Genomic DNA, 25,233 nt, shown 5'->3' on the forward strand with positions numbered 1-25,233 from the left:
ATAACGAAATGAGGTGAGATATGAAACCTGGCATCCATCCCGACTACCGTACCGTGGTGTTTCACGACACCAGCGCGGATGCGTATTTTAAAGTGGGTTCGACCATCAAGACCGACCGTACCGTGGAGCTGGACGGGAAAACATTCCCCTACATCACGGTGGAGGTGTCATCCGAATCCCATCCCTATTACACCGGCAAGCAGCGGATCGTGGATAAAGAAGGCAGCACCGCGCGCTTTAACCAACGCTTCGGCCGTTTTTTCACCAAGTAATCATTATTAGAAGAGGCGTGGTTATCATGCAGGTATTAAGCTCGTTGCGTTCCGCCAAGACGCGTCATCCGGATTGTAAAGTCGTTCGCCGACGCGGCCGCATTTACGTCATCTGCAAATCCAATCCCCGCTTCAAGGCGGTCCAGGGCGGGAAAAAGAAAAAATAACCGGCGCCGGTTACTCAGCCGGTCAAAGGCCTCCGCTGGAGGCCTTTTGTTTGCCGCCGGCGCGGCCGGCGATGGCGGCACGCAGGTTATTTTTTTGCCTTGCCGGCAGTGAAATAATGCCGGCGCAAAATCATGGTGAAACTGCCGCGCGGTCCTAACAGTACCGAAATAAAAAAGATCAGGCTGGCGGTAAGCACAATGGCCGGGCCCGCCGGAATCGAGGCGTAGAACGACCACAGCAGCCCTACCCAGGCGCTAAGCAGGCCAATCAACAACGCTATCAGCAGCGTGCCCGGCAGATGCCCGGACCAACAGCGGGCGGCCACCGCCGGCAGCATCATGAGTCCCACCGACATCAGGGTGCCGAGAATTTGAAAACCCGCCACCAGGTTAAGCACCACCAGCGCCAGGAATAAGGCATGGATCAGGCGGGGATAACCGCGAACGTTTATGCGCAGGAACGCCGCGTCGAAGGCCTCAATAATCAGCGCGCGATACATCAGCGCCAGGCAAAGCAGCGTAACGGTGGCAATCAGGCCGACAAACAGAATGGCCTGGCTATCGACCGCCAGTACGGTGCCAAATAACAGATGAAGCAAATCGACGCTGGACCCGCGCAGGGATACCAAGGTCACGCCCAGGGCCAGCGATCCCAGATAAAAACCGGCAAAGCTGGCGTCTTCCTTCAGGACGGTGAGCGAGGTCACCCAGCCGGACAGCACCGCGACCAGTAATCCGGCGATAAATCCGCCGATGCCCATGGCCATCAGCGACATGCCCGACAGCAGATAACCGATGGCGACGCCGGGCAATATCGCGTGTGATAAGGCATCCCCCACCAGGCTCATCCTGCGTAGCGACAGGAAAACCCCCAGCGGAGTGGAACTGAGCGAAAGGGCAAAACAGGCCACCAGCGCACGCCGCATAAATCCAAGCGAGAGAAAGGGGTCTAATAAGAGGTGAAGGATCATGATGCGGCCTGATGGAAGCAACGATCGGCGGACCAGGCGGCCCGGGGAGAAAACGCGTTCGCGAGGATCGCGTCTGTCGCCCCCCAGCGCGTGTGCCGGCCGGACAGCAGCAGGGTTTGTGGAAAACGACGGATCACCAGGGCGTCGTCGTGCAGTACCACGATAATGGTGTGGCCGGCCTTATGAAGCTGGTCGATGACATCCATCAATAATGCGCAGGTTGGACTGTCAATCCCGCTGAAAGGCTCATCCAGCAATATCAGCGGCGCCTGCTGCACCAGAAGGCGGGCGAACAGCATACGCTGGAACTGGCCACCTGATAGTATTTCAATCGGGCTCGTCGCCATTGATCCCAGACCGACGCGATCCAGGGCGTCATGGATGCGCGCCATGGCCGTCTTGTTAACACGCCGCAGCAATCCGATGGCCGGCCAACAGCCCATAGCGACCACTTCAAACACCCGCAACGGAAACTGACGGTCCAGCTCTGACTGCTGTGGTAAATAGGCGATACGGGGTGTTTGCCCTGCCGAGAACGAAAGGCTGCCGCCGATAGCCGGCAAGAGTCCGGCAATGGTTTTCAACAGGGTCGATTTACCGGTGCCGTTGGCGCCGATAACCGCGGTCAGGCTGCCGGCCTCGAATTTGCCGTCCAGGGCGTCGATAATAGCGTGCCCGTGGTAGCCGATACATAACTGTTCAAATGTCATCATGGCAATAAGGATGCCCAAAAGATACCCAGCCAGAGGACACACAGCAGGGCCAGGCCAAATCCTATGCGCCGTAACCCGGAGGCGCACATCAGATTGTCAGGCGTGGGGTCGGTGGTTTTGCGGATAGAGGATCGCATGAAAACATGCCTTTCATAAAATGTTATACTATAACATATCACGTGCTGGGAGGCTTGCCAACATCCCTTCGGCGTTTAACTGTTAAGGAACCGCCGGGTTTGAACGGTTTAGCAACGTATTGTCATAATTTTATGGCAATAAGGGATGAGTATTGCGACAAGAAATGGTAAAAATAAATATAATAAATACCATAGTGGCAGAAATGAGTGTTTACCCGTTGCCTGCTGTGTGCAAATAGCTGCTTTATCACCACCACGTTGACTGCTGGTAACCATCGTCGCCCACAGGCTTTCACCGTTTGTGCAATTAGTGTTAATGAAATTGCAATAGGATATGACGGTAAGATAATGTAAGCTGATAGTGCCAAACTGCATAAAATCTTCTATCTTTAAATAGGGCGCGGGAACGCCGATGATACGTGGGCGTGCCTCAATCCCATCTTAAAGATGACGGTAATTTGTTTAGCGTTAGGAGGGCTGATATGGATGAGTATTCACCCAAACGACATGATATAGCACAGCTTAAATACCTCTGCGGCAATCTGTATGATGAGGGCATTGCCAGTTTGGGCGATAGCTACCATGGGTGGGTTAATGACCCGGCATCGGCGATTAATTTACAGATGAATGAATTAATCGACCATATTGCATCTTATGTGGTCATTTTTAAGCTTAAACATCATAATGAAAGCGATTTGGTCGATCATGTAGAAACCTTCCTAGACGATACTTTTACCTTATTTAGCAGCTACGGTATCAATAATCTGGATGTGCAACGGTGGCGCAAAAGCCGTTCACGGCTATTCGGAACTTTCTCAGAGACTGAACTCTGTATTTCCTGAAATAGTAAATGATATTTTAACATATGAGAGAACCCAAAAGGCCAATATGAACAAGATCGATTATTTAATGCGGTTACGCAAATGCAGAACCCTGGAGACGCTGGAGCGGGTGATAGAGAAAAACAAATATGAACTGTCCGACGACGAACTGGAGATATTCAACTCTGCGGCCGACCATCGTCTCGCGGAACTGACCATGGACAAACTCTATGATAAAGTTCCGGTGTCGGTCTGGAAGTATGTTCGTTAAACAGCCATTAAGTGATACTTAATATCAACATTAATAAAAATTTATGTTCATATAGGTGTATTTATCACTCCTTTTTTATCACCGGCTATTCCGTGTTGTGACGCAGATTATCGCGCTCCCCAAGTGTAAACGTGCGCTCTTATGCGTGTTGACGCGCCCCGGGTATGCCCTGGATTGGTAATAAAAACACGAATAAATATGCCATAGCAGCTATCACGGCGTAATGCCGGATAGCCAGTGCTTTATTTTAATAGACGCTATTATGCAAGGTATTCCATCCTTTAATTTTTCCCGGCAATATATCAACGGACGTTATTTCATCGACAAGCGCCATAGAACATCCTATTGGCCCGGGCTATCGACTAATTAATAACGGCGGCTGGTTGAAAAAACAGCGGACCTGGCATCCATAAAGAAGCATTGATGAAAAATGGGAGAATAATGGTGGGGCGTTTGATTGGGTGGAGGCCCCGCCAGCAACATCCCGGCACACACGTCGCCTGCTACGGCTGCTTCCTTCCGGACCTGACCGAGTTCACAAGTTAGTGTTGCGGGAGCACCAACGGGGCCTCCATTGACGGCTCGTTTTTCCCGAGCGCGGGGCATTATCAATGATGCCCCGCGCAATTGCAAGCCGATACGCGCCAAGCGCTGTTTTCTTGGGCAATCGCCATCCGCGCCGTGGCCCTGTCCTATTTTAAATCCTTTTTGACCCTGCCGGGTTATGCCAATATGCTGCCTTGGGCTTAATGAATTCTGTGCAATACGATGAATGAACCAATTGATACGTTTCGCCAGCGGGTATTCCAGATTGTCGCCGCCATTCCTTCCGGCCACATTGCCACCTATGGCGATGTGGCCCGGCTGGCGGGATCTCCGCGCGCCGCCAGGCAGGTCGGGGGCATACTGAGCCGGTTGCCCGCGGGTAGCCGCCTGCCATGGCATCGGGTGGTCAACCGGCACGGCGGCATTTCACTGGCGGGCGAAGATTATGAACGGCAGAGAACCGCCCTGGAAGCGGAGGGCGTGGAATTCGGGCGCGGCGGTAATATCGACTTGTCCCGCTATCGCTGGGTCTTGTAAAACGCCGGCCAGGCTGGAACAGCGGGCCAGGGAGAGGAGAGGCCGCGACACGTTAAATACCTTAGTCCGGGCGGGGATGATGATTTGTCGCCATGGCGCTAGGGCGTGAGCGCGTCTCACCTCCCTGTGAGACACTCAACCTATCGCCACCAGAGGCGTTGTTCAGTGTTGTTCAGTAACGTCTCCAGCCGTTGTGCCCACGCACGCGACGCTTTAGCCGGCATAAACGCCGCCAACACCGCGGCGTTTAGCACCATCCCAAGAGACCTTACAACTGGTTAGGCGCGGGAACACTGCTGGCCGGCGCCACCTGGGTGGGAGAGGTCAGCGGCACGGTAGATGCCGCCGCGGCGCGTGTCGGCATGGCCACGGCTTCCACCGGCACCAGCGTCAGATCCTGTTTGGTGCCGCCGTTGTTGATAACCGTCTTCACCTGCTCGGTAATAAACATTAACCGGCCATCGACGGTAATCGCCGCGCTTAGCAGGATGCGCGCATTGGGCTGTATTTGCGCCGGATTAAACGGCAACACAAAGCTGAACGGCGCCTGCTTACCTTCCGTGCGTACCACACGTTGCGCAATGACGGTAGACGGCGTATCGCTTATCGAGGCATCGGACAGCGTTACGGTCAATACCGCGTCGGGAGGCAATGCGATCCGTTGCCTGATCCAAACGGTGCCGGAAACGCTGGGTTGCCTTAACGCTTCGGCTTGTTCAGCGGTGCCCGGGGTTTTGAACGCCGGGGTAGCCACCTGATGGCCTTTATCAGCGCATCCCGCCAAGGTGACCGCTAGCGCAGCGCCACCTACTACTTGCCAGAGTTTCATGATTTATCTCTCCTTCTTATTATTAGCTCATCATTTCACCGATACCAAGCGGCGGTGAAGTCTTGGTGGCTGAACCACCTAATGATTTAATCATGGCACAGAATCCTGATATTTTCCTGTCGGTTGCATTCGCACCGGACACGTTTGCGGTTATGCTCATTAAAGCGGGCTGTCATGGCCGGCCTGGGAGGTTCGGCGCCCCGACGCTATGCCGGCACCCGTCATGCGTTTACCCGCAGTGAAGACCCTGGTTACTGGAGCGTAGTTATGACCCGTAAAATCGATCATCTATTGAATCTGATCACCCTGGAAAAGCTGGAGGAAGGTCTTTTTCGCGGTCAAAGCGAGGATTTGGGCCTGCCGCGGGTCTTCGGCGGGCAGGTGGTGGCCCAGGCTTTGTACGCCGCGCGGCAGACGGTCCCCCCGGCGCGGCATGTCCATTCCTTTCACAGCTATTTTTTACGCCCCGGCGACGTCAGCTTGCCCATTGTCTATCAGGTGGCCGAGCTGCGCGATGGCAACAGTTTCAGCGCCCGTCATGTCAGCGCCATTCAGCAGGGCCTGCCGATATTTTACCTGACGGCCTCGTTTCAGGCGGAAGAAACGGGCTTTGAGCACCAAAGCCCGATGCCCCAGGTGCCCGCCCCCGAGGGGTTGCCCTCGGAGCGGGATATCGCGCTGCCGCTGGCCGCCGGTCTGCCCGAGCCGCTGCGGCGAAAACTGACCGGTGAAAAGCCGATAGAAATGCGTCCGGTTGTTTTCCATAACCCGTTTAAAGGCGCCGTGGAAAAACCCGTGCGTTATGTTTGGCTGCGGGCTGCGGGCACACTGCCGGATGACCGTGAATGCCATCAATTCCTGCTGGGCTACGCGTCCGATTTTAACTTCCTGCCCACAGCGCTCCAGCCGCATGGCGTGGGGTTTCTTGAGCCCGGGGTGCAAATCGCCACCATTGATCATTCGATGTGGTTCCATCGCCCTTTTCGTTTTGACGATTGGCTGTTATATGCGATAGAAAGCCCTTCGGCGTCCGGCGCGCGGGGATTTGTGCGCGGACAGATTTTCCGCCGCGACGGGGTGCTGGTAGCCTCGACGGCGCAGGAAGGCGTGATGCGGCACCATGGGGTGTGAACCCACCCGGACCGCCCGGCGCTTTGCGCAAATGAAAACAGGGGCGATAAATCGCCCCTGCTGATTTTCCATGGCCGGTTATCGTGCCCCGGCGCTGCATAGAAAATTATTCGTTATAGGCATTTTCGCCATGGCTGTTGACGTCCAGGCCTTCGCGTTCCTGTTCTTCGGACACACGCAGCCCCACCACCATATCGGCAATCTTGAAGCCGATAAAGGCCACGACGCCGGACCAGACCAGACAGACGATCACGCTGAACAGCTGAACCCAGAGCTGGTGCCCCATGGTAACACCCTGGGCGTAACCCACGCCGCCGAGCGAGGCGGAAGTGAATACGCCGGTCAGCAGGCAGCCTACGATACCGCACACGCCGTGCACGCCGAATACGTCGCAGACATCATCCACCCGCAGCCATTTTTTCAGGGCAACCACACCCCAAAGCCCGGCTACGCCGCCCACCAGGCCAATGACCAGTGCGCCACCGACGCCGACGGTGCCGGCGGCAGGAGTGATGGCGACCAGACCGGCGATACAACCGGAGCAGGCGCCCAGCAAGGAAGGCTTGCCGCGCAGCATCCACTCAACAAACACCCAGGACAGGATGGCGCCGGCGGTAGCCATGACGGTATTGAGGAAAGCCAGTGCGGCAATTTCGTTGGCAGCGCTGGCGGAACCGGCGTTGAAGCCGAACCAGCCGACATACAGGATCGCGGTACCGGTAAAGACCATCGGCAGGTTATGCGGCTTAAACGCTTCCTTGCCGAAACCTGAGCGTTTGCCCAGCATATAGGCACCCACCAAACCGGCACTCGCCGCATTGATATGAACGACAGTACCCCCGGCGAAGTCCAGCGCGCCCTGCGCCGCCAGATAACCGCCTGCCCAAACCATATGCGCCATCGGCAGGTAGGAAAAGGTCAGCCATACCAGCACAAAAATCAGCACCGCGGAGAAACGAATACGTTCCGCCAGGGCGCCAACAATCAGACCGACGGTAATACAGGCAAACGAACATTGAAACGCGACGTGGATCAGTTGATAGAACGTACCGGTCAGCGCCGTCAGCTCAATATTCTTCAACATGGTCCAACCGAACCCGCCGAAAAACGGATTGCCCTCGCTAAAGGCCAGGGAGTAACCGTAAATCAGCCACAGCACGCAGACCATGGCGAAGGTGACCGCAACCTGGGTCAACATCGACAGCACGTTTTTGGCGCGCAGCAGGCCGCCGTAAAACAAGGCAATCCCCGGTAAAGTCATAAACAGCACCAAAGCGGTGCTTATCATCATAAAAGCGTTATCGGCCTTGTCAGCAACAGGCGCTGCGGCCATGGCCCATGTCGGCAACAATGCTACTGCGCCGAGGCTGGTCAATGAGACAAGTTTCTTCATTTTCATTCATCCCTATCCACAAAATTCGCGCGTGTGTGTCGTTAAAGTGCTGCTTCGTCGGTCTCTCCGGTACGAATCCGGATGACCCGTTGTAGCTCAGCAACAAAAATCTTGCCGTCGCCGATCTTTCCGGTATACGCCGCTTTACTGATGACATCGATAACTTCATCTAGCTGATCGTCGGCAATGGCGATATCAATTTTTACCTTGGGCAGGAAATTAACGCTGTATTCGGCCCCGCGATACAGCTCTGCATGGCCCTTTTGCCGTCCAAAGCCTTTGACCTCGGTGACCGTCAGCCCTTGAATGCCCACAGCAGAAAGCGCTTCTCGCACGTCTTCTAATTTAAATGGTTTAATCACCACGGTTACCAGCTTCATATGTTCCCCCTCAAGAATTTGGATCTGAACTCGCGATCGCTACGCCTGAGTAAAGCAAAGCATGTGCCACAAATGTTTTGAAATAGAAATTTACCGTTGGACGCCCGCCGATACAGCAAAACCCGCCTCAGGCGCAGCATTGGCTCCGACGACGCGCAAAAATACACCAGCGAGGCGCACTGTATTAGTGCGCTACGCCAGATTACGGTGCAGAAGGGGGAATATCGGCGCCGGGATGCTCAATCCCGGTGCGCGCTGCGCTTAAGCGCCCAGCATGCTTATCCGCGGCTACCCACGGGCGGCACATCCGTCGCACATCGTCAGCCGTGCCCCGCGCCGGCCACCCTGACGTCGGCGGCGAGCGCCCTGCCGGCCTGCTGCAGTTGATACATCTGGAAATAGCGGCCCCGCTGCGTTAACAACGCCTCGTGGGAGCCCCGCTCCACCGCTTCGCCACGGTGGAGCACCAGAATTTCGTCAGCCTCGACAATGGTGGATAAGCGGTGCGCGATAACCACCAGGGTGGTCTGGTGGCGGATAGCCGCCAACGCCCGCTGGATCGCCTGCTCGGTGCCGGAGTCGATATTGGCGGTGGCCTCGTCGAGGATCAGGATTTGCGGAGTGAGGACCAGAACCCTGGCCATGGCCAGCAGCTGTTTTTGCCCGACCGACAGGGTATTGCCCTGCTCGCCGAGGCCGGCGTGGATGCCGCCCGGCATGGATCTGACCAGTTCCGCCAGTTGCACCTGTTCCAGGGCATGCCAGGCCCTGGATTCGCTGATATCACGCCCCAGGGTAATATTGGTGAATACAGTGTCCGCCATGACCACCGGGTCCTGCTGGACGATGGCGACGCCTTGCCTGAGCACCCGGTGCGACAGGCTGGCGATGGGCCGGCCGTCGAGCAACAGCGCGCCCTCGCTGATGGGATAATAGCCCATCATTAAATTGGCCAGGGTGCTTTTACCGCTGCCGGTATGCCCCACCAGCGCGATAAAGCGCCGGGATGGCACCGACAGGGAAATATGCCGCAATACCGGCGTGGCATTGCGGTAGGAAAAGCTGAGGTCGCGAATATCAATACGTCCGCTGATCAAGGGCCGGTCGTCGTCGCCGTACTGCTGCCGGTCGCCGTCCATCAGTTCAAAGATGCGCTCGCCCGCCACCACGGCCTGCTGCAGCATCGATTGCTGGGTGGTCAGTTCAATCAGCGGCTCATTTAAGCGGCCGAGATAATTGATAAAGGCATACAGTACCCCGACCCCGACGGTGCCCGCCGGGCTGAAGCTAAACAGCATCAGCAGCCCGCATAATACCAACGCCGACAGCAGGCTCAGGAGCGGGCGCAGCAAAAAGCCCTCAAGCCTCAGGGTCTGCATCCGCGCCAGGTAATGGGCGTGGCTGGCTTGCGCCAGCCGTTGGCCGAAACGCCCCTGCTGGCGAAACTGCTGGATGACGCTCATGCCGCTTATCGCTTCATTAAAGCCATTGTTGATATCCGCCAGATAGGCGCGCAGGCGACGCACGATCGGGGTGCTGAAATGCTGATACACCGTCATTACCAGCGCCACCACGGGGAAGATCACCATCGAAATGGCGGCCATGCGCCAGTCCAGCATAAACATCGCAATAAGCATGGCGCCCACCAGGGCGATACAGCGCAGCACCGTCGCCATCACCGTGACGTAAAGATCCTTGACCACCTCGGTATCATTGGTCACCCGCGAGATAAGCTGGCCCACCGGCTGGGTATCAAAGGCGCTCAGCGGCTGGCGCAGCGCGGCATCCATTACCTCGGTGCGCAGTTGCTGCACCACGTCGAGCGCCGTTTGGTTAAACAGCAGCGCCTGGTAGTAGCGCAGGGACGCGGACACCATCTGCAGGGCGATATAACCCAGCGCCAGCCCGGTCACCAGCAGCGGCGGAAAGGTTTTCAGCGGTACGACCCGGTCGATAAAAAAGCTGATCACCACCGGGCCGGCGACTTCCGCGCCGGCCGCCAGCCACAGCATGACCACCGCCAGCGTCAGCGGTTTGCGGTAAGGCCGGCTGTAGGCCAGCAGCCGTTTCAGCGTCGGCCACAGGGTTTGCCATTTACGCATCGGCCGCCTCCTGCCCGTCCGGATCGGCGCTGAGCGCTGCTTCCAACTGCTGGTAGCGGAACATATCCCGATACCAGCCCTCTTCCTGCAGCAGATGCTGATGTTCGCCCCGCTGGGCAAGGGTGCCGTGGCGCAGCACGACGATTTCATCGGCCGCATTCAGCGCCGACAGCCGGTGGGCGGTAATGATCAGGGTACGTCCCTCGCCCCACTGCCTGAGATTGCGCAAGATGGTATGTTCGGTACGCCCGTCCACGGCGGAGAGCGCGTCGTCGAATATCAGGATTTCCGCCTCCAGCAGCAGGGCGCGGGCAATGGACAGACGCTGTTTTTGCCCGCCGGACAGCATCACGCCCCGCTCGCCCACTTCGGTTTCATAGCCCTGCGGCAGCCGCAGGATATCCTCATGCACGCAGGCAAGGGTCGCCGCCCGCTCGATTTGCTCCCGGGTGGCGTCCGGCCGGCCGAGGGCGATATTACGCGCCACGCTATCGGAAAATAAAAACGGCGTCTGGCTGACCACCGCCAGGCGGCTATGCCACTGATCAAGGGAGACATCGGCAAGGGACATACCGTGGAAACGGATCTCGCCCCGGGTCACGTCAAAATGCCGCTGCAGCAGCGATAACAGCGTGCTTTTACCGGCGCCGGTCGGGCCGCAGATACCCAGCACCCGTCCCGGCGCCAGCCGCAAATGGATATTATTCAATGTCGGCTGCGGCGTGTGCGGATAGCTGAAGCTGTCGACGTCAACCTCAAGGACGCCGCGTCCGGGGGGAAGCATTTCCTTACCGTCCCTGACCTGAGGAGCCTCGTCCAGCGTTTGGCGGATTCGGCTATAGGCGGCGCTGCCCCGCTCGACAATATTAAACATCCAGGCTAATGCCAGCATCGGCCAAATCATCAGGCCCAGATACATAATAAAGCTGGTTAACTGCCCAAGCGTCAGCAGATCGTTCATCACCATCCAACTGCCGCCCCCAATGGCCAGCAGGTTAGAAAAGCCGACGGTCAGGTAAATGGTGGGATCGAAACGCGCGTCAATGCGCGCCACGCGCATATTTTTTGCGCCGGCGTCGGCGGCCACCTGCACAAACCGCTCCGACTGGTATCCCTCCAGACCGAAGGCCTTGATCATGCGGATGCCGGTAAGGCTTTCCTGCGTTTGGTTATTGAGTGACGAAAACGCCGCCTGGGCGGTTTTAAACCGCCGGTGCAGCTCATCGCCGTTGTGTTTAATCAGCAGCGCCATGACCGGCATCGGCAGCAGCGACAGCAGGGTAAGCTGCCAGCTTATCTGCACGCTCATCACCACCAGCACCGACAGGCCCATCACCAGCGAGTCCACCAGGGTCAGCACCCCTTCCCCGGCGGCGAATACCACCCGGTCCACGTCGTTGGTGGCGCGCGCCATCAGATCGCCGGTGCGGTGGCGCAGATAAAAACCCGGCAGTTGATGGCTGAGCAAATGATAAAACCGGGCGCGCAGCTCCACCGCCAGCTTATAAGAGGCGCCGAACAGCAGCACTCGCCATACGTAGCGCAGCAGGTATACCAGCACGGCGGTAAACGCCATGACGCCCAGCCACATCATGATCATCCGCGTGGAGGCCCGATGCTCCGTCACGCCGTCCACGATAACCCCGACCAGTCTGGGCGGGATCAGTTGCAGTATGGCGATAATGATCAACAGTAAGACCGACCCCAGATAACGTCGCCATTCGCGGCGAAAATACCAACCTAATTGTGCAAATAATCTCACGCAGTTTTATTCCAGACCTATTGAAAGTGACCCGCCGCAGCGAAAGATAAATTATAACGGCAATACGGTGGTATTTTTGATTTGTTCCATGGCAAAACTCGAGGTCACATCGATGAGGCCAGGCACGCCGTTCACCAGCCGCTTATAAAAGTTGTCGTAGCTCTTCATATCGCTCGCCACCACCTGCATCAGGTAATCATACTCGCCGGCCATGCGATAAAAGGCCAGCACTTCCGGCATTCCTTTGACCTGCGCCACAAAGGCCCGATACCAGTCGCTATTATGCTGCTGTGTTTTAATCAGCACAAAGGCGGTCAATGCCAACCCCAGCTTTTCATTATCCAGCAGCGCCACCTTAGCGCGCACGATACCGGTTTCCTCAAGACGTTTAAGACGTTTCCAGCATGGCGTGGAGGTCAGGTTGACCGCATCCGCCAGCGTCTGGAGCGAAAGCGTACAGTCTTGCTGCAGCAATGAGAGTAATGTACGGTCAGTTTTATCTAGCATAAGTATCTTTTGGAGAAAATATTTCTCTTATCACACGTTAATCGAGTGAAAAAGGCAACTTATTTTTTCTTCATCCCCGCTATGCTGTGAACCCCCTTCCTCATTAAGGATAATTATTATGACCGCGCCCTGGGTGAAACAGGCCATCAGCGAAATCCAGTCTGATTTCCAGCGCTCCGCCGATACGCATTTAATACGGTTTCAGCTGCCGGCGTTTCCGGGCATTTTTTTCTATCTGAAAGATGAAAGCACCCATCCCTCGGGCAGCCTAAAACATCGGCTGGCCCGCTCGCTGTTTTTATACGGCTTGTGCAACGGCTGGATAAAGCAGGGCACCACCATTATCGAGGCATCGTCAGGCAGCACGGCGGTTTCGGAGGCCTATTTCGCCCGGCTGCTCGGCTTGCCTTTTATTGCCGTCATGCCGGAATGCACGGCTAAACGTAAAATTGAACAGATTACTTTTTACGGCGGCCGCTGCCATTTTGTCGGGCATAGCGCCATGATCTATGACGAAGCCAAAGCCCTGGCCCATGAGTTAAACGGCCATTATATGGATCAGTTTACCTACGCGGAGCGCGCCACCGACTGGCGCGGCAACAATAATATAGCGGAAAGCATTTTTCGCCAGATGGCGCAGGAGCCCTGCCCGGAACCCGATTATATTGTTATGAGCGCCGGCACCGGCGGCACGTCGGCCACCCTCGGGCGCTATATTCGCTACCAGGGTCATAACACCAGGCTGGTGGTGGTCGATCCGGAGAATTCCGTCTTTGCTGAATATTTTCATCACCGGGACGCCGCGCTCACCGCAAGCATAGCCAGCCGGATCGAAGGCATCGGCCGGCCGCGCGTGGAGCCGTCGTTTATTGCCGATGTGATTGATGAAATGATCCAGGTACCCGACGCCGCCACCATCGCCACCCTTTACTGGCTCGAGCCTATCCTCGGCCGCCGGGTGGGGGCGTCCACCGGTACCAATATGTGGGGCGCGCTGCAACTGGCCGTCAGGATGCGCGCCGAAGGAAGGCAAGGCGCCATCGTTACGATATTGTGCGACGGCGGGGAACGCTACCATGACACCTATTATCAGATGGAGTGGGTACGTGAACATATCGGCGACCTGAGTCCCTGGCAGGATACATTGACGGCCCTCTAAGTGCGGGAAAGATGCCAAATGGCCACGGAGGCGTTACCATAAGGGCCGTGGCTCCTTAAATTGAGTAATACAATGACACAAGCGGTGGTGGTTTTTAGCGGCGGGCAGGATTCAACCACCTGCCTGATCCAGGCCTTAACGCACTATGACGAGGTGCACTGCGTTACGTTTGATTACGGCCAGCGGCACCGGGCTGAAATCGACATAGCGCGCGCCCTGGCGCTCAAGCTGGGCGCCCGCGCGCACAAAGTCATCGACGCCGGTTTGTTAAATGATCTGGCGGTCAGCAGCCTGACCCGGGAGAATATTCCGGTGCCCGCGTTTGACCCTGGCGCCGGCGGCGACGCTTTGCCCAGTACCTTTGTACCGGGCCGTAATATTCTGTTCCTCACCCTGGCGGCCATTTATGCCTATCAGGTGGGGGCGCAAACGGTCATTACCGGCGTGTGTGAAACGGATTTTTCCGGTTATCCCGACTGCCGCGATGAGTTCGTCAAGGCGCTGAACAATGCCGTCATCCTGGGCATGGCCCGCGACATCCGCTTCGCCACCCCGCTGATGTGGCTGAATAAAGCCGAAACCTGGGCGCTGGCCGATTATTACCGGCAATTGGATTTGGTGCGTCAGGAAACGCTGACCTGCTATAACGGCATCAAAGGGGATGGTTGCGGCACCTGCGCGGCGTGCCATCTGCGCGCCAAGGGCCTGGCCGACTATCAGCAGCATCGGGAAAGGGTCATGGCGGCGATGAAAGCCAAAACGTCGCTGCCATAATCATGCTACCCGCGCGCCCAGTCTTTGCCGTCGTTAGCGGCTGTGGCGCCATGGTGCGGGAACAAGGTGAGGTGGGCAGACTGATGGATTGAAGACAGGCGTTGGTATCAGAGGGTATATCTTCCCCTCTGATTCACAAATAACGTTATGTTATGACCGCAGTTAACTCGACGGCCCGGTCAAATGGCCTCTGGCTATTTTTTCTTTGATTTTTTTTTAGTGTTGGCATTCAGTAACGCGCGCAGCTTTTTTACTTCACCGGTGGTAAAAGGCTGCTCGATAAGTTCTTCGGTATGTTGATTATCGACATCGGCGGCGACATGCTCTTTGTGTACCGCGTTTTTAGCGTGGCGCTTTGCCTCGACCCCGCCTTCAACGTCATCCTCAATCGTGCCGTCCAGGCTGCGCTCTAGCCTTGCGCTGATTTCCGCACTCATGGAAACGCTTTTACTCGCGGCCAAGGACTTCAATTTTTCCTTTAGCTCGAGAGGCAATTTAATCGTTAAATTAGCTGTCTCACTCATAGTGCTTTCCTATTGATAGAAGAGTCACTAACTTAGGAAAGATACGGCCCGATGTCCACACTGTCATAAAAATTTAATATTGGCGCATCGCCTGTGGCCGGGGGTCGGCGCTGGAAAACATTTTCCCCTGGCGCTGAAACCCGGCCGGCATGTCAGTATTGATCCCCTGTTTTATTCCACGATGATTAACTCTTTGATTTGCGAGAACGTGGATGGGCCGATGCCTTTGACTTCTTTCAACTGGTCGGTATGGGTAAAGGGTCCCTTAGCCTCGCGGTAGTCGATAATGGCCTGCGCCTTTTTAGGCCCGATGCCTTTCAGCGCGCTCACCATGTCCTCAGCCGACGCGGTATTGATATTGATTTTTTCATCGCCGAAGTCATCCGTTTGGGTGCTTTTATCTTCGGTATCCGACGCCGTTTGCGTCGCGTCCTGGCCTGCGGCCGGTTCGGCGGCGTCTTCTTTGGCCGCTTCGCCGGATACGGGCGGCGTGGTCGCCGCTGCGGACAGGGTGGTGGCCGCGCTGTCGCCCTCACTGCCGCTGTCGCTGGTGTCGCCGTGCTCCGTGGCGCCGATGACCTTGATGATGCCGTCGCTAGCACCGCCGCCGTCCGCCGGAACCTTAGCGGCTTTTTCCCCTGCGCCGTCATGGCTGACGACAACGACATCGCCGGATTTATCCCCGTCCGCCACCGAACACCAGGCGATGCCCGAAAGGGCGAACAGGCTGGTCAGTAACACCAGGCTCAGAGTACGTTTCATTGGAGTTTTCATAACATGACGTCCTTGTGATTGCTTGCCTTGGGTCGTGGATAACCACACGTTATGCCGTGAGATACCGGCACGGCAGGCAGGTTGCCTTAAGGGTATTACCACGGCAACCAGGGAAATTGAACCATGCAAAAGGCCGCGAAAGCGGCCTTTGGTCATTACACTATGTTCAGTATTTTTATGAGCGTTATTGCATTTGCGCGCCGGTGCCCATCTTGATCTTGGCTTCGGTACGCAGGTTATTGAGCAGCGCGTCGAACGTCACGCCGGTCATGCCCTGGCTAAGCTGGCTGACCACCTGGCCGCGCTGCTGCTCATCAAGCTGGCGCGGCGCGACCTTATCGAGCGCCACCAGGACGATATTGCCCTGTTCATCCTCCGACATGCCGTAGGAGGAGGCGTTCGGCTGCGGATGCGGCAACGTGAAGATAGCCTGGGTCAAACGATCGTTCTGCCGCGTCGAGTCAAAGGTTTTCACCTCGCCGAAGCTCAGGCCGGCGGCTTTCATCGCCTCGGCGCCCTTACCCTGCTTGAGCGCCGCCAGAATTTTTTCGGCGTCGATGCGGGCCTGTTGCAGCGCCTTTTGGCGTTTCACCTGGTTTTCCACCTGGGCGCGCACCGCGTCCAGAGGCTTGGTGCTTTCCGGTTTATGCTCGGCCAGGCGCAGGACGAAAGCCCGGTCGCCGTCGACGGTGATCACATCGGAATTGTTGCCGGGAGCGCCGTTGACGCCCAGCAGCGAACCGCCGAAAAGCACCTGTTTCACGGCATCGGCGTTCAACGCTTCCGGTACGCTGTCGCGGGTAAACCAGTCGGTCTGCACCGCCTTGACGCCCGCGGCCGTTTCGGCCGACGCCAGTGATTCGTTATCGTTGCTGGCCGCGTCGCTGACCTTTTGCTGCAAGGCGTAATACGCGTCGATGGCTTTTTCCTGTTTCACTTTCGCCGCCACGCCGTCGTGCACCTCGGCCAGCGGCTTCACCTGCTCCGGCTGGATATCGGTCAGTTTCGCCACCAGGAAGCCCACCGAGGAGGTGATCACGCCGGACAATTGGCCCTTATCGGTCAGGTTGGCCTGTTTGAGCTCGTCCACCGTGGCGTCAGCGTCCATCCAGCCGATATCACCGCCGTTTTTCGCGGAAATAATGTCGGTGGAGCGTTGTTTGGCCAGGGCGGCGAAATCGGCGCCTTTTTGCAGTTGCGCCAGGATAGCCTGGGCGTCAGCATCGGTTTTGCTCTGGATTATGGCGTAACGTTTACGCGCCGGCTGTGAGAACTGGTCTTTATGCTGGTCGTAGTAGGCCTGGATTTCCGGTTCGCTCACCGTGGTTTTCGCCTGCATCGAGGCGGCATCCAGGGCGATATAGGACACTTTGAACGACTCGGGCTGGACATAGGTGTTTTTATTCAGGTTATAGTGGTTCTGGATCTCTTCCGGGGAAGCGGTTTGCCCGGCGAGCAGCGCGTTGATATCGAGCGTCGCCAGGCGCGCCTGACGCTCCTGGATGGCCAGCGCCATCAGCCGGTTGGTCTCTTCCGGCAGCAGGAAACCGGTGCCGCCGAGCCCCTGGATCAGCTGCTGCGTCAATAGCTGCTTGCGCATCAGCTGCGCATACTGATCCGGCGTCAATCCCATGCTGGCGATGATTGAGCGGTATTTTTCATTGTCGAAATTGTTGTTGGTGCGAAACGCCGGGATGGCGAAAATCGCCTCCTTGACCTGTTGATCGCTAACGGCAAGCCCCAGGGTTTGCGCATATTGGTCCAGCAGGGTCTCATCAATCAGCTGCGACAGCACCTGGCGGCGCATCTGGAGCATGTAGCCTTCGTTGGCGGCCAGGGCCGAGAAACTGTCCCCCAGCGACTCCTGCTGGCGGTTGCGCTCGTTTTGCACCGCCTGTTCCAGCTGGGCACGGCTGATTTGCTGGCCGTTCACCTTCGCGGCGTAATCCCCGCCGCCGCCAATCAGATAGTTGCCTACCCCGGTCAGCACGAATGAAATGGCGACAATGGCCAGAATAATTTTGAGCACGACGTGATTGGCGGCCGCGCGTAAATTGTCCATCATAGTGTGACAACACTCCGCTGTAATATGAATGAAACCTTTGCGCCGGCAGTAAGATCCGCCTTCATGCCGTAGCTCCGAGAGCTTGCTGCGCGCTAAAGCTATTCCTCTGACAACCGAAATGCGCAACTGTCAGGGAAAAATAAAAACAAAAAAGGCACATCAAAAAAGATGCGCCTTGTATTCTACCCTACCCGTTCCCCTGCGTCAGGTAATAGTTTGACGCGAAAAACAGCGGTGCAACAATCAGTTGACAGCGTCTTTCAATCCTTTGCCGGCACGGAAACCGGGTACTTTGGCAGCCGGGATACTTATTTCTTTACCGGTTTGAGGATTACGGCCGGTACGGGCGGCACGCGCTCGCACCGTAAAGGTGCCGAAACCCACCAGCGCAACGTCATCTCCCTGTTGCAGCGTTTCGGTAACGGAACCAATAATGGCATCCAATGCACGTCCGGCAGCCGCTTTGGAAATATCAGCACCTGCGGCAATCTTGTCGATCAGTTGTGACTTATTCACTCTTTCATCCCCTCTTGAATTCTCTCGTCGCGGCGGAATTTTCCTTAAACGCGACAGCGCAGCTGTTATATCAAGCCTGTTATAGCATGGCAAGCCAAAGCCGGATACCGACCAGAGCCGCCAGCTACCTAACTTAACGGTACAAAAAAAGGCTGGCAAGTGGGATTTCACCTGCCAGCCCGTTTTTTAGCGGTATATGTTACTTTACGCGCTTATTTTGCCGCCGCGGTGGCGATTTCCATGCCAAAAGGCGCATTCTGCAAGGCCAGGGTCAAGACCTCGTCAATCCGCTGCACGGGGTGGATATCCATATCGTTGATCACATTTGCCGGCATATCTTCCAGATCGCGTTTATTCTCGTAAGGGATTAACACGGTCTTGATGCCGCCGCGATGCGCCGCCAGCAGTTTTTCCTTCAATCCGCCGATCGGCAATACCAGCCCGCGCAGGGTGATTTCGCCGGTCATGGCCACATTGGCTTTCACCGGATTGCCGGTCAGGCAGGACACCAGGGCGGTACACATGGCGATACCGGCGCTGGGGCCGTCTTTCGGCGTTGCGCCTTCCGGCACATGGACATGAATATCGCGTTTCTCGTAGAAATCGTTATTAATGCCCAGCTTATCCGCCCTTGAGCGCACCACGGTCAGCGCCGCCTGGATGGACTCCTGCATCACTTCGCCAAGCGATCCGGTATAGGTTAATTTCCCCTTTCCCGGCACGCACGCGGTTTCTATGGTCAGCAGTTCGCCGCCCACTTCGGTCCAGGCCAGGCCGGTAACCTGTCCCACCCGATTCTCGCCCTCGGCGCGGCCGTAGTCGAAGCGTTGGACGCCCAGGTAATCCTTAAGGTTGTCGCCGTCGATATGGATATGCTTGACGCTTTTATCCATTAACAGCGTCTTAACCGCTTTACGGCATAACTTGGAGATTTCACGTTCCAGGTTACGCACGCCCGCTTCACGGGTGTAATAACGGATAATGCCCACCAGGGCGCTGTCGTCGATGGTTAATTCGCCTGCCTTCAACGCGTTGCGATCGAGCTGTTTTTGCAGCAGGTGTTCGCGGGCGATATTCAGCTTTTCATCCTCGGTATAGCCGGACAGCCGGATCACTTCCATACGATCGAGCAGCGGCGCCGGGATATTCATCGAGTTGGACGTCGCGACGAACATCACATCGGAGAGATCGTAATCCACTTCCAGATAGTGATCGTTGAACGCCACGTTTTGCTCGGGATCCAGCACCTCCAGCAGGGCGGAAGCCGGATCGCCGCGCATATCCGACGACATCTTGTCGATTTCGTCGAGCAGGAACAGCGGATTTTTTACGCCGACCTTGGACATTTTCTGGATAAGCTTACCCGGCATGGAGCCGATATAGGTGCGACGGTGACCGCGAATTTCCGCTTCATCGCGCACGCCGCCCAATGCCATGCGCACGTACTCGCGCCCTGTGGCCTTGGCAATCGACTGTCCGAGCGAGGTCTTACCCACCCCCGGCGGTCCCACCAGGCACAGGATCGGCCCTTTTATCTTGCTGACCCGGCTTTGCACCGCCAAATATTCGAGAATGCGGTCCTTGACCCGTTCAAGGCCATAATGATCCTTATCCAGCACTTCTTGTGCCTTGACCAGATCTTTCTTGACCTTGGTGCGGGTATGCCAGGGCACCGACAGCATCCAGTCGATATAACCGCGCACCACCGTGGCCTCGGCGGACATCGGCGACATCATTTTCAATTTTTGCAGCTCGGCTTCGGTTTTTTCCCGCGCCTCTTTCGGCATTTTTGCCGCTTCAATCTTGCGTTTCAGCGCTTCGTTTTCATCCGGCGCGTCGTCCATTTCGCCCAGCTCTTTCTGGATGGCTTTCATTTGCTCATTCAGATAGTACTCGCGCTGGCTTTTTTCCATCTGTTTCTTGACGCGATTGCGGATACGTTTTTCGACCTGCAGGAGATCGATTTCCGATTCCATCATCGCCATCAGGTATTCCAGCCGCTCGGTAACGTCCGCCATTTCCAGCACCGACTGCTTGTCGCTTAATTTGAGCGGCATATGGGCGGCGATGGTATCGGCCAAGCGCGCGGCGTCGTCGATGCTGTTCAATGACGTCAGCACCTCGGGCGGAATTTTTTTATTCAGCTTGATATAGCCTTCAAACTGATTAATCGCGGTGCGCACCAGGACTTCCTGTTCGCGCTCATCGATTTCGGGCGTGGCAAAATATTCAGCCTGGGCGGCAAAATGCTCGCCGCTATCGGACAAAGTGGTTATGCGGGCGCGCTGCAACCCCTCGACCAGTACTTTAACCGTACCGTCGGGTAGCTTCAGCATCTGGAGAATCGAAGAGACGGTCCCGACTGAAAAGAGATCGTTGATACCCGGTTCATCCGTAGAGGCTTCCTTCTGCGCCACCAGCATGATTTTTTTGTCGCTATCCATGGCTGCTTCAAGGCACCGAATCGATTTCTCCCGCCCGACAAACAACGGGATGACCATATGCGGATAGACCACCACATCGCGCAGAGGCAATACGGGGATTTCTATGCGTTCGGAACGCTCAGCATTCATAGAGCTCTCTCTTAGTTTAGCTTCCGCCAGGTTTAGGGGATTCGCAAAACTCGGCCGTTGCCAGTTTCAACAAATAGGTAATTGAGTATATGGGGGCGAATCTTTTACATTCAACAGCCGGGATAACGGAAAAACAAATGGGGGACGGAATCCCCCACTTTTTTACTTTTTGCCGAATATCATCATGCAACTGATGGATTATTCACCGGACGCCTGCTGGGTTTCATGTTTACCATAAATCAGCAAGGGTTCCGACTGGCCTTCAATTACCGCTTCGTCGATCACCACTTTCTCGACGCTGTCCTGCGAAGGCAGTTCATACATCGTTTCAAGCAGCGCGCCTTCCACGATGGAACGCAGGCCGCGGGCGCCGGTTTTGCGCGCCATGGCTTTCCTGGCGATAGCCGTTAGGGCTTCGTCGCGGAATTCCAGCTCCACGCCTTCCAGATTGAACAACGCCTGGTATTGCTTGGTCAGCGCGTTCTTCGGCTCTTTCAGGATTTGAATCAGCGCGTCCTCGCTCAGTTCATTCAGCGTGGCCAGCACCGGCAGACGGCCGATAAATTCAGGAATCAAACCGAATTTAATCAGATCTTCCGGCTCGACCTTCGTCAACAACTGGCCTTCGGACGCCTTCTGGGCGCTGCCTTTAACCGTGGCGCTAAAACCAATGCCGCGCCCGGTATCCACACGCTGCTCAATCACCTTGTCCAGGCCGGCGAACGCGCCGCCGCAGATAAACAGGATCTTGGACGTGTCCACCTGCAGGAATTCCTGCTGCGGATGCTTGCGTCCGCCCTGGGGCGGAACGGCGGCGATGGTGCCTTCGATCAGTTTCAGCAGCGCCTGTTGCACGCCCTCGCCGGACACATCGCGCGTAATCGACGGATTGTCCGATTTGCGTGAGATCTTATCGATTTCATCAATATAGACGATACCGCGCTGCGCCTTCTGCACATCGTAATCGCATTTTTGCAGCAGTTTCTGGATGATGTTTTCCACGTCCTCGCCGACATAACCCGCTTCGGTCAGGGTGGTGGCATCCGCCATGGTAAAGGGCACATCCAGGAAGCGCGCCAGCGTCTCCGCCAGCAGCGTTTTACCGCTGCCGGTGGGGCCAATCAGCAGGATATTGCTCTTGCCGAGCTCAATGCCATTAGTGGTATCACCGTTACGCAGGCGTTTGTAGTGGTTGTACACCGCCACCGCCAACACTTTTTTGGCTTTTTCCTGGCCGATAACGTAATCGTCCAGGTGATGGCGAATTTCATGGGGCGTCGGCAGAGCGCTGCGTTCGCGATGCGGAGCCACCTCTTTGATCTCTTCGCGAATAATGTCATTGCATAAATCGACACATTCGTCGCAGATATACACTGACGGCCCTGCGATCAGCTTACGCACCTCATGCTGGCTTTTACCGCAGAAAGAGCAATACAGCAGCTTTCCTGAACCGTCTTTGCGCTTATCTGTCATCAGTAAACCTCTTTCTCTAGTCTTTGTCCCGCAGGCCAACCACGGCGGCAACGCGACTGCTTAACGTAAAACCGGCGTTTGAGTGGTGTTAGTCTACTCGAATGACTCAATACTGTAACTATAGTCTATCGGTATTCAGAATTACGCCGTCAAATCGCGTTTGCTTAATATGGAATCAACCAAACCGTAGTCTACCGCCTCTTCGGCGGAGAGGAAACGATCGCGTTCCGTATCTTTTTCTATCGACTCAAGAGAGCGGCCGGTATGTTTGGCCATCAGTTCGTTCATGCGCGCCTTGACCTTGAGGATCTCCCGGGCATGAATCTCGATATCCGTGGCCTGGCCCTGGAAACCGCCCAACGGCTGATGGATCATCACCCGCGAGTTCGGCATGCAGAAACGTTTGCCCTTGGCGCCCGCGGTCAGCAAAAACGCGCCCATGGACGCGGCCTGTCCCATACAGAACGTGCTGACGTCCGGTTTGATAAACTGCATGGTATCGTAAATCGACATGCCGGCGGTAATCACGCCGCCCGGTGAATTGATATACAGATAAATGTCTTTTTCCGGGTTTTCCGCTTCCAGGAACAGCATCTGCGCCACGATCAGATTGGCCATATGATCTTCAACCTGGCCGGTCATGAAAATGATGCGTTCTTTCAGCAGGCGGGAAAAGATATCGTATGAACGTTCACCGCGTGAAGTCTGCTCAACCACCATCGGCACCAGGGCCATATGGGGTGCTTGTTGTTCTGTTTCGCCACTGTATGACATTATCGTCTCCTAGATAAAATTCGCTCGGCGTCTTTATATTTTCCGATTCTACTTGAGATGAAGCGCGATCGCCATGCTCAAGCCGTCGGGCCGCCTTGGTGTCGGACGGATGTAATCAGCCAGGGACGTATCATTGTCTGGGCTTTATAATCCCATCTATATAGCTAATTGGGGTATGAAACGTCCCTTTTCAAGCGCCCGCCGCATTTTCTTTAACGGTTTTCGTTATTGTCTTGCCGGCGCGGCGCGGCGCCAATCCAGTTTTAGCATCGCATCCTCTTTTAATATAGCGTTAATTACTGAAAGTTATCATCGTGAAGCACAAACCAACAAAAAGCCCGCCATCGGTTGATGGCGGGCTTTTAATGACAAACACATCGACCGGCCGGGAATACGTTGGGCCGGTCGTTTATCAGGCCGCGGTCGGCTGATTCATCAGTTCGGTGAACGTGGTGGGTTTTTCAACCACTTTGGCCTTGGCCAGCAGGGCTTCAACCGCCTGTTCTTCCAAAGCGACGTTACGCATATTATTCATCATTTCCTGATTTTTTGCGTAAAACTCAATCACTTCGCGCGGGTCTTCATAAGCGGAGGCCATTTCCTCTATCAGGGTTTTCACCCGTGAATCGTCCGCCTTCAGCTCATTGGTCTGGATAACCTCGCCCAACAGCAAGCCTACGCGCACGCGGCGTTTCGCCTGTTCTTCAAACAATTCGCGCGGCAGCTCCAGCGCCTGCTTTTCATTACCGCCGAAGCGCTGTGCCGCCTGGCGGCGCAGCACGTCGATTTCGCCGTCGATAAGCTTGGCCGGCACATCGATTTCGTTAGCGTTGATCAGGCCGTCGATCACCTGGTTCTTCACGCGGTTGCGCACGGCGTTTTTCAGTTCGCGTTCCATGTTCTTACGCACTTCCGCGCGCAGGCCTTCGATGGAACCGTCGGCTACGCCGAAACGTTTAATAAATTCTTCGGTCAGTTCAGGCAGCTCGCGCACTTCGACTTTTTTCAACACTATCGAGAATTTGGCCGCTTTGCCTTTCAGATTTTCCGCGTGGTAATCTTCCGGGAAATTGACGTCGATATCAAAAGACTCGCCGGCTTTATGGCCGACAACGCCCTCTTCAAAGCCGGGAATCATGCGGCCCTGTCCCATTGCCAGGACAAAATCGCTGGCCTTGCCGCCGTCGAATTCTTCACCGTCGATGGTACCGGAGAAATCAACGGTGACGCGATCTTCCGCTGTTGCGGCGGCATCGCTTTCTTTCCAGTCCGCCTGCTGCTTGCGCAGGGTTTCCAGCATCTGGTCGACGTCGGCGTCGTTAACTTCCACGATCGGCTTTTCGACTTCAATGGCGTCCAGGCCTTTCAGCTCCACTTCCGGATAGACTTCAAACTCTACGCTGAAGGTGAAATCTTCGCCGGCCTTGTACTCGCCGGGTATATAGCTGGGCGCGCCAACCGGATTGATCTTTTCCTGGATAATGGCATCGACGAAGTTGCGCTGCATAACATCGCCGAGTACGTCCTGACGTACCGACATGCCGTAACGCTGCGCAACGATGTTCATGGGGACTTTACCTTTACGGAAGCCGTCGATGCGAACTTTCTTGGCGACATTCACCAATTCGCTTTTTACCGCTTGCTCTATGCTGTCGGCGGCAACGGTAATTGTTACACGACGCCCCAGGCCTTCAGTGGTCTCAACAGAAACTTGCATCTTGTTACCTCAAAAAATCACAGTGCTCGGTCAACGCCAGAAGCCGTTTTCAAAGAAGCGGTCATCCAGGTCCACTGACGTGAAAATGGCCTCTGAGAACCGGGAGGTCTGAGTGAACAGATACCTGTTCCCCGTCGTCGTCAGAAGCATCCCGAATACATTCCGGAAATATAAGACGCGGCATTATAGCGGCATAGAGTTTATGAGTCGAGAACAGTGCGAAAATTGCCGCATACAGAGCGCCATGGCGCACAGAATTCAAAAAAACCGGACGCCGCGGTATGCCAGGCCCGCCGACACCGCAGCGAATCACGGCGTGTTTAAGGGAGAGCATGCCGATGGGGT

At 56.0% G+C, this 25,233-nt stretch carries 24 protein-coding genes and 1 other RNA gene; 8 read left to right on the forward strand and 17 right to left on the reverse strand.

The features are described from left to right. The first annotated feature begins 20 nt into the window (after positions 1-20). Entirely contained in the window at positions 21-272 is a 252-nt protein-coding gene (locus ACL2XF_RS14430; protein WP_410016170.1) for a type B 50S ribosomal protein L31, read from the forward strand. Between the two features lie 26 nt (positions 273-298). Further along, complete coding sequence (ykgO, locus tag ACL2XF_RS14435; RefSeq protein ID WP_410016171.1) at positions 299-439, forward strand: type B 50S ribosomal protein L36; 141 nt, start codon at positions 299-301, stop codon at positions 437-439. An 86-nt stretch (positions 440-525) separates the two neighbouring features. On the opposite strand, the gene ACL2XF_RS14440 is transcribed toward ykgO, so the two are convergent. Both ACL2XF_RS14440 and ACL2XF_RS14445 read right to left on the reverse strand, forming a co-directional pair. After that, positions 526-1,413 (reverse strand): metal ABC transporter permease, encoded by an 888-nt coding sequence (locus ACL2XF_RS14440; RefSeq protein WP_413728819.1) that lies wholly within the window; start codon positions 1,411-1,413, stop codon positions 526-528. Further along, positions 1,407-2,123 (reverse strand): metal ABC transporter ATP-binding protein, encoded by a 717-nt coding sequence (locus ACL2XF_RS14445; protein ID WP_413727070.1) that lies wholly within the window; start codon positions 2,121-2,123, stop codon positions 1,407-1,409. Before ACL2XF_RS14445 ends, ACL2XF_RS14440 begins: the two co-directional genes overlap by 7 nt. A gap of 619 nt (positions 2,124-2,742) precedes the next feature. Between ACL2XF_RS14445 and tomB the strand changes: the two genes are divergently transcribed. Together tomB and ACL2XF_RS14455 are read left to right on the forward strand one after the other, a co-directional pair. After that, complete coding sequence (gene tomB, locus ACL2XF_RS14450) at positions 2,743-3,102, forward strand: Hha toxicity modulator TomB (RefSeq protein ID WP_162367726.1); 360 nt, start codon at positions 2,743-2,745, stop codon at positions 3,100-3,102. A gap of 46 nt (positions 3,103-3,148) precedes the next feature. Further along, positions 3,149-3,352 carry an HHA domain-containing protein gene (locus ACL2XF_RS14455; protein ID WP_162367725.1) on the forward strand — a complete coding sequence of 68 codons (204 nt, stop codon included), beginning with the start codon at positions 3,149-3,151 and terminating at the stop codon, positions 3,350-3,352. A 468-nt stretch (positions 3,353-3,820) separates the two neighbouring features. Here the strand turns inward: ACL2XF_RS14455 and ffs are convergent. After that, an RNA gene (ffs, locus tag ACL2XF_RS14460) (signal recognition particle sRNA small type) lies at positions 3,821-3,917 on the reverse strand. 203 nt (positions 3,918-4,120) lie between these two features. On the opposite strand from ffs, the gene ACL2XF_RS14465 reads away from it, so the two are divergent. After that, the gene (locus ACL2XF_RS14465; protein WP_410016173.1) at positions 4,121-4,435 is read left to right on the forward strand and encodes an MGMT family protein; all 315 of its coding nucleotides are present in this window, start codon (positions 4,121-4,123) and stop codon (positions 4,433-4,435) included. A 268-nt stretch (positions 4,436-4,703) separates the two neighbouring features. Here the strand turns inward: ACL2XF_RS14465 and ACL2XF_RS14470 are convergent, their stop codons facing one another. Further along, complete coding sequence (locus ACL2XF_RS14470; protein WP_410016174.1) at positions 4,704-5,264, reverse strand: YbaY family lipoprotein; 561 nt, start codon at positions 5,262-5,264, stop codon at positions 4,704-4,706. Between the two features lie 267 nt (positions 5,265-5,531). On the opposite strand from ACL2XF_RS14470, the gene tesB reads away from it, so the two are divergent. Next, a complete protein-coding gene (gene tesB / locus ACL2XF_RS14475) occupies positions 5,532-6,395 on the forward strand; it encodes an acyl-CoA thioesterase II (protein WP_410016175.1) in 864 nt (287 codons plus the stop codon). A gap of 106 nt (positions 6,396-6,501) precedes the next feature. Here the strand turns inward: tesB and amtB are convergent, their stop codons facing one another. From amtB to ACL2XF_RS14500, 5 genes are all read right to left on the reverse strand, one after another. After that, positions 6,502-7,788, reverse strand: coding sequence for an ammonium transporter AmtB (gene amtB / locus ACL2XF_RS14480; protein WP_410016176.1), 1,287 nt, complete (start codon positions 7,786-7,788; stop codon positions 6,502-6,504). 41 nt (positions 7,789-7,829) lie between these two features. Next, positions 7,830-8,168 carry a P-II family nitrogen regulator gene (gene glnK / locus ACL2XF_RS14485; RefSeq protein WP_009639071.1) on the reverse strand — a complete coding sequence of 113 codons (339 nt, stop codon included), beginning with the start codon at positions 8,166-8,168 and terminating at the stop codon, positions 7,830-7,832. Between the two features lie 320 nt (positions 8,169-8,488). Then, on the reverse strand, positions 8,489-10,270 hold the full coding sequence (locus tag ACL2XF_RS14490; RefSeq protein ID WP_413727071.1) for a SmdB family multidrug efflux ABC transporter permease/ATP-binding protein: 1,782 nt from the start codon (positions 10,268-10,270) through the stop codon (positions 8,489-8,491). Beyond that, entirely contained in the window at positions 10,263-12,032 is a 1,770-nt protein-coding gene (locus ACL2XF_RS14495; RefSeq protein ID WP_413722262.1) for a SmdA family multidrug ABC transporter permease/ATP-binding protein, read from the reverse strand. The genes ACL2XF_RS14490 and ACL2XF_RS14495 overlap by 8 nt, the downstream gene beginning before the upstream one ends. 51 nt (positions 12,033-12,083) lie before the next feature. After that, complete coding sequence (locus tag ACL2XF_RS14500) at positions 12,084-12,539, reverse strand: Lrp/AsnC family transcriptional regulator (RefSeq protein WP_410016179.1); 456 nt, start codon at positions 12,537-12,539, stop codon at positions 12,084-12,086. A gap of 118 nt (positions 12,540-12,657) precedes the next feature. On the opposite strand from ACL2XF_RS14500, the gene ACL2XF_RS14505 reads away from it, so the two are divergent. After that, entirely contained in the window at positions 12,658-13,698 is a 1,041-nt protein-coding gene (locus tag ACL2XF_RS14505) for a PLP-dependent cysteine synthase family protein (RefSeq protein ID WP_410016180.1), read from the forward strand. A gap of 72 nt (positions 13,699-13,770) precedes the next feature. Beyond that, positions 13,771-14,472, forward strand: a complete 702-nt coding sequence (queC, locus tag ACL2XF_RS14510) for a 7-cyano-7-deazaguanine synthase QueC (RefSeq protein ID WP_410016181.1) — start codon at positions 13,771-13,773, stop codon at positions 14,470-14,472. A 194-nt stretch (positions 14,473-14,666) separates the two neighbouring features. Here the strand turns inward: queC and ACL2XF_RS14515 are convergent, their stop codons facing one another. From ACL2XF_RS14515 to tig, 8 genes are all read right to left on the reverse strand, one after another. Beyond that, complete coding sequence (locus ACL2XF_RS14515) at positions 14,667-14,996, reverse strand: Arc family DNA-binding protein (RefSeq protein WP_410016182.1); 330 nt, start codon at positions 14,994-14,996, stop codon at positions 14,667-14,669. A gap of 171 nt (positions 14,997-15,167) precedes the next feature. Next, complete coding sequence (locus ACL2XF_RS14520) at positions 15,168-15,758, reverse strand: ComEA family DNA-binding protein (RefSeq protein ID WP_410016183.1); 591 nt, start codon at positions 15,756-15,758, stop codon at positions 15,168-15,170. 196 nt (positions 15,759-15,954) lie between these two features. After that, positions 15,955-17,835, reverse strand: coding sequence for a peptidylprolyl isomerase (gene ppiD / locus ACL2XF_RS14525; RefSeq protein WP_410016184.1), 1,881 nt, complete (start codon positions 17,833-17,835; stop codon positions 15,955-15,957). 243 nt (positions 17,836-18,078) lie between these two features. Next, positions 18,079-18,351, reverse strand: a complete 273-nt coding sequence (gene hupB / locus ACL2XF_RS14530; protein ID WP_162367713.1) for a nucleoid-associated protein HU-beta — start codon at positions 18,349-18,351, stop codon at positions 18,079-18,081. Between the two features lie 212 nt (positions 18,352-18,563). Beyond that, the gene (gene lon / locus ACL2XF_RS14535) at positions 18,564-20,924 is read right to left on the reverse strand and encodes an endopeptidase La (protein ID WP_410016185.1); all 2,361 of its coding nucleotides are present in this window, start codon (positions 20,922-20,924) and stop codon (positions 18,564-18,566) included. Positions 20,925-21,122: 198 nt separating this feature from the next. Beyond that, the gene (gene clpX, locus ACL2XF_RS14540) at positions 21,123-22,397 is read right to left on the reverse strand and encodes an ATP-dependent protease ATP-binding subunit ClpX (RefSeq protein ID WP_410016186.1); all 1,275 of its coding nucleotides are present in this window, start codon (positions 22,395-22,397) and stop codon (positions 21,123-21,125) included. Positions 22,398-22,538: 141 nt separating this feature from the next. Beyond that, the gene (gene clpP, locus ACL2XF_RS14545) at positions 22,539-23,171 is read right to left on the reverse strand and encodes an ATP-dependent Clp endopeptidase proteolytic subunit ClpP (RefSeq protein ID WP_410016187.1); all 633 of its coding nucleotides are present in this window, start codon (positions 23,169-23,171) and stop codon (positions 22,539-22,541) included. 412 nt (positions 23,172-23,583) lie between these two features. Then, complete coding sequence (gene tig / locus ACL2XF_RS14550; RefSeq protein ID WP_410016188.1) at positions 23,584-24,888, reverse strand: trigger factor; 1,305 nt, start codon at positions 24,886-24,888, stop codon at positions 23,584-23,586. Positions 24,889-25,233 lie beyond the last annotated feature (345 nt).

This window comes from Sodalis sp. RH19, assembly GCF_047324215.1.
Taxonomy (GTDB): Bacteria; Pseudomonadota; Gammaproteobacteria; order Enterobacterales; family Enterobacteriaceae; genus Acerihabitans.